We start from the raw sequence: 4,690 nt of genomic DNA on the forward strand, positions 1-4,690 counted from the left end.
CAACGCGACCCCGGTGGCCTGGGTCCAGTTCACGTCACTGCAGCAACCCGTGTCGTACACGGACTGAAGCTGGTTGTTGACCTCGACCCACACCCTCAGTCGATCGTCGTGCACACCGGCGAACTGGTACGTGCCATCGACCGGTGGAGTGAAGTAGCCTTCCCAGCGGACCACGAACCAGTCCGGGTCCAACGCCGGCGCGTACGGCGACGCGGTGCCGAAGTCCACGTTCACCTGCGGCTCCGTCCGCACCAACGCCGGCTGCTGCCCATCAGCGATGTTCCCGTTGTGCGACAGATCCGCAAAGTACGAGGCGCGGAGCCCCTTGGCATCCTGCTGCTGGGAGTTGTAGCTGAACGTCAAACCAGCGGTCCCACCGACCGTGGTGAACGTCGGCGACGCCTGCGAGGTCATCACGTTGCCGTTGGCCAGGTTCACCGTCACCGGACCAAGACCATCCGAGGGGGCAGGCCCCTTGTCCCCGACACGCTGGTCCACCCGGAAATGCCCCACATATGGCTGGGTGACCAAGGAGACGCCGCTGTACGTGCTCGCCTGCCACGTGTACGCGACACCGTCCTGCAACACACCCGACGGGACCGTCCATGTCGGACTGATCTGGCAGCCGGACTCGACCACCACACCCGACTTACCGTCGTTGCCCGTGGCCACCCGGAAGCAGTACTTCACAGCCTCGCCATCCTGATCACTCACCGGATTCACGGCCAGCGTCGGCGTGAGCGTGGTCTGCACACTGTTGTCCGGCGGCGCGATCTGGATCGGCGCGGGCGGCGCGTGCCCGAGATCCACCGTCAGCGTCACGGCCAGGTTCTTGTAGGTCCACACGTTCGCGATCTCCGCGCCCACCAGCATGAAATACGGGCGGTTGTCGCGATTCGCGACCGCTGTCGCGATGTCCTGAGTCAGACGGGAATCCGAGAAACTGCCGACCTGACCGACATACGCACTCGCCAGCCCGACACCCAAACCGTTGAAGTCAAACGCCGTCGCGTGATACAGGTCCGCGTTGTAGGTCTTGTCCACCCCCACCGGCGTGCGCGTGTTACTCACATCCATCCGCGCCCCGACCACCGTCTGCCCAAACATCGACGAATAGTCGAAATGAAAGACACTGCGCCACACCGCACCGCCATCAAGCGGATTACCGATCTTCAAACCACAGTTCGTACACGTCGCCCCATCCGACTTGTACGAAAACGACTGGTCATCACCCGTGGCAAAGGTCGGATCCACACTCACCGGATACACCCGCGCCGGGTCGCGCAACCACGCCTCGTCCACCGACACCGTCAGAACCCAGCCATCCCCGGCCGGCTCGAGTTCGTACCGGCCACCGGTCACCGCCGGCGGGTGGTCGGCGGAACCCGAGGAATCCCATGTCACGATCGGCGGCATCATCACCACCGTCTTGCTAGCCGCGTCGGTGAACACGACCGAACCGTCATCCGTGAGCCGCGGCGTCAAATCCTCCGTGCCCAGCTTGAACCGCCACGACGAACGGCCCTTCTCCGGAGCCTTGCGCAACACGATGGTCTCTTTGACCGAACCCGCCGTGACCTCGTACCCCAGGTCGGTGTTCGGCAGCACACCGGAGTAGCCCACCTTGCTATCCGACGCGCGAGCCGCACTGTTCGCGGCATGCTCAAGCCCCAGCCAGGCACGCTTGCCATCCACCTCCACCGACAACAACTTCGCGTCGTCCGCACGCCCACCCAACGACGCGTTCAACGGATGCCGCTTCGCCTCCAGACGCCCGTTCTTCCTCGTCAGACCCGTGTCCACCGGATGCCAGGCACCCCCGGAATCCTTCACGTTCAACGGCTCACTCGACTGACGCACAGTCCGAGTACCATCCGGATTCTCGAACTCCGTCGCGAACATCGACCGCGACACTGGCTCCGACCGATCCGCGTCGAAATGACCCCCGTCCCTAACCTCGAACGGACTGAAATCAGCACCCGGATCCGCCGGCGCCATCGCCTGTGGCGCCGGCACCATCCCCGGCAACAACGGCACATCCCGCGGATCTACCGCACGCGACGGCGCCTCCGCCGACGCGGGAATCGCCGCTTCCACAACGGACAGGGCCAACCCGACGATCAGCGCCAGCATCAGCACCCGAAACTGACGTGCGCGCATGCCAAAACAAGCGAAGAACATCACAACCCCCAGAAAGGCTCACGCGGACCCCGACTCCCCGCAAGACCAGAAGAAACTAGATCACACAATCCCGGATGACACCGGCAAATGTCACTCCTCCGAACGACGCAATCACGATGCGCATCGACGGCTACGCCGAACGGAGGGTCTGTCCTGCGATCGGCCCACCGGCCACCACCTCACCGTCGTCGGCGACGCCGGCCTCTACCTCTTCGCAGTACATGACCCAGACGCGGCGGATACACGTGGTCGGTGACAACACGGCCACCACGGTGGGCAGTGCGGGTGTCAAGGTATATCCGTGACGTCGACGCCGACATCCGCAGCACCTCCGAGCTGGGCCGTGGATACAGTCCCCCACCTGGCCACGCCCCAGGGCACCCGATTCGCGTTCGTACAGGGAGCGTTCTCATCCTGCCGGTGACCTCGTCGTTCTGTAGCGAGTGGATGCCTTTGGGCCAGCCAGCCGGCGCGGTGCGGGCTGCAGCGCCACCTCACCCACGACGAGATCCGCGCTGTTGGCTGGATCGACGAGCACGGCTGCCCGGCCGACTACTTCAAGACCCCCGCGCAGGGCGCCGCGACCCAGGTGGGGGCTGCCGTGACGGAGGACCTTGGCGGTGCACACTGCGTGGACTGCGCGGTCACTCCATTTCGCGCCAACCCAGCCGACGCCGCCCTCCTGTGAGGCCATGTCGGCGACCCTGACCGGGCTGCCCGACTCGCTCGAGTGATGCGAGGCCGTCGACCGTTGCGGTCCGGCGCTGCGCGGATCGCAACCAGTCGGTCACCCACGCACGGCCGGCGCGTTGCCGCGGTGCGAGGATGCTGCCGGCTTGACCGTAGCGGCAGCGCCTGCCGCCTGGCGCGGCTCTGCCCGCGGACCGTGGGAGGCAACACTCACCGAAACGATGATAGGGTTTACGGCGTTGAAGCTTCTGCCACGGTGCAACCGGCCTGGCCGGTGCCGGATGGACATCCCACCGCGGAAGGTCGCGTTGGCGGTCAGCGGTCTGCTGATCGCGTCATTGCTGGCCGGTGCCGGCACGATGGCGACCATCGTCACCGTGGCCGTTGTCTCGACGGACCGGTCATCTTCCCGACCACGGGTCTCGCGGTCACCGGGCTGTTGTCCTGGATCACCGTGCCAGAGCTCGTCCTCCGGCGACTGCCGTCCCGGTACCGTTCCCTGACCCTGCCGGTGATCGTACTCGTGACAGCCGCCGTCGCCGCCCGCGTTGCTGGTGTCCCTACCCGACGATCGCCTGCCAGAAACCAGCGTCGCGGATACCCGGTACTGGAGCCTCCCTGGCGGCTCGCGACTGGCCTATGTGCACATTCCCGGGAAGGACCGCACCACACCACACCGGTCGTCGTGCTCCACGAGGCCCGGGCATTGCCGACCTGCCAGGGCTGAGCCGCTTCTTCCAGCCGCTGGCGGCGTTAGGTTACGACGTCTACGTCTACGACGAACTCGGCGCCAGCCGCTCCGCTCGAAGTGAGAACCCGCGAGCGTACGGCATCGAGTGCGACGTCGCTGATCTCGAGGAGGTACGCCACACCATCGGTGCCGAGAGGATGATCCTCATCGGCCACTCATACGGCGGCACCCTCGCAGCCCACTACCTGGCCGCGTATCCCATCCGCGTCACGAGGTTGGTGCTCAGCTCACCCGGCCCGCTCGACCCGGCCGATACCAGCGAAAATGCCGCTACCTCGCGCCTTCTGCTGTACCGTCGCCTCGCGGCCGCGCGCGTTGCTCACCTATGCGCTGCTGCACGTGAACCCGGCTGCCGCACACGCGTACTTCCCGGACGCCGAAGCCCGCAACGACACGATTCTGCACCTCGCCGACGCGGGCCTGCATTGCACCCGGGCGCAATTGGCAGCCGATGACCCAAGAGTCTGGCTTCTACGCGCAGCAGTACCCGCAGTCCGCCACGGCACCGGCGGCGCTCGACGTCCGCCGCAACCCCGCCGGCAACCCGACCCCCGCGCTTCTCCTCAAAGGCCGTTGCGACTACCTCTCATGGCACGCGGCCGTCGAATACCGGCAGGTCCTGCCCCACACCACCGTGCTGTACCTCACCGGCTCCGGGCACAACACCTACCAGGACGAACCCAGGGCTGAGGCAAAGTCGCGTTTCAGCTGGTTGAGATCAGTGGGCTGGGCCTGTGCGGCGGTCAGGGACGTCACCGCATATACCGTCTCGCGGGTCGCGCGTTGGTGCCGCCCTTGCGTTTGCGGGTCCGCACGATCTGGACCGCCTGGGCGGCGTGCGGAAAGATGATCCCGGCGGCGATGGTGACGACCTTGTAGGTGCGGGTCACCGTGCGGCCGTGGCCGGTGTCGCCCGTTCAGGTCGTAGGACCAGCGCAACGGACCCCCGCTGGGCTGCCGCAGCTCGGTGGCGTTTCCCGCGGCGTCGTAGGAGTAGCCGAGCTCGCCGCCGGCCGTGACCGTGACCGTGACCGAGACCGAGACCGAGACCGAGACCGAGACCGAGAC

The 4,690-nt window shown here is 66.3% G+C and carries 3 protein-coding genes; 1 reads left to right on the top strand and 2 read right to left on the bottom strand.

The features are described 5' to 3' along the window. The coding region (locus tag ACJ73U_RS30505; protein WP_407781183.1) for a PA14 domain-containing protein at nt 1-2,181 on the bottom strand (2,181 nt) is incomplete at its 3' end. Between the two features lie 1,329 nt (nt 2,182-3,510). Between ACJ73U_RS30505 and ACJ73U_RS30510 the strand changes: the two genes are divergently transcribed. Continuing rightward, entirely contained in the window at nt 3,511-4,077 is a 567-nt protein-coding gene (locus tag ACJ73U_RS30510; RefSeq protein ID WP_407781181.1) for an alpha/beta fold hydrolase, read from the top strand. Nucleotides 4,078-4,288: 211 nt separating this feature from the next. On the opposite strand, the gene ACJ73U_RS30515 is transcribed toward ACJ73U_RS30510, so the two are convergent. Next, nucleotides 4,289-4,690: hypothetical protein (locus tag ACJ73U_RS30515; protein WP_407781182.1), on the bottom strand; the 402-nt coding region annotated here is incomplete at its 5' end.

It is taken from the genome of Actinophytocola sp., assembly GCF_045807065.1.
In the GTDB taxonomy this organism is placed as follows: Bacteria; Actinomycetota; Actinomycetes; order Mycobacteriales; family Pseudonocardiaceae; genus Actinophytocola.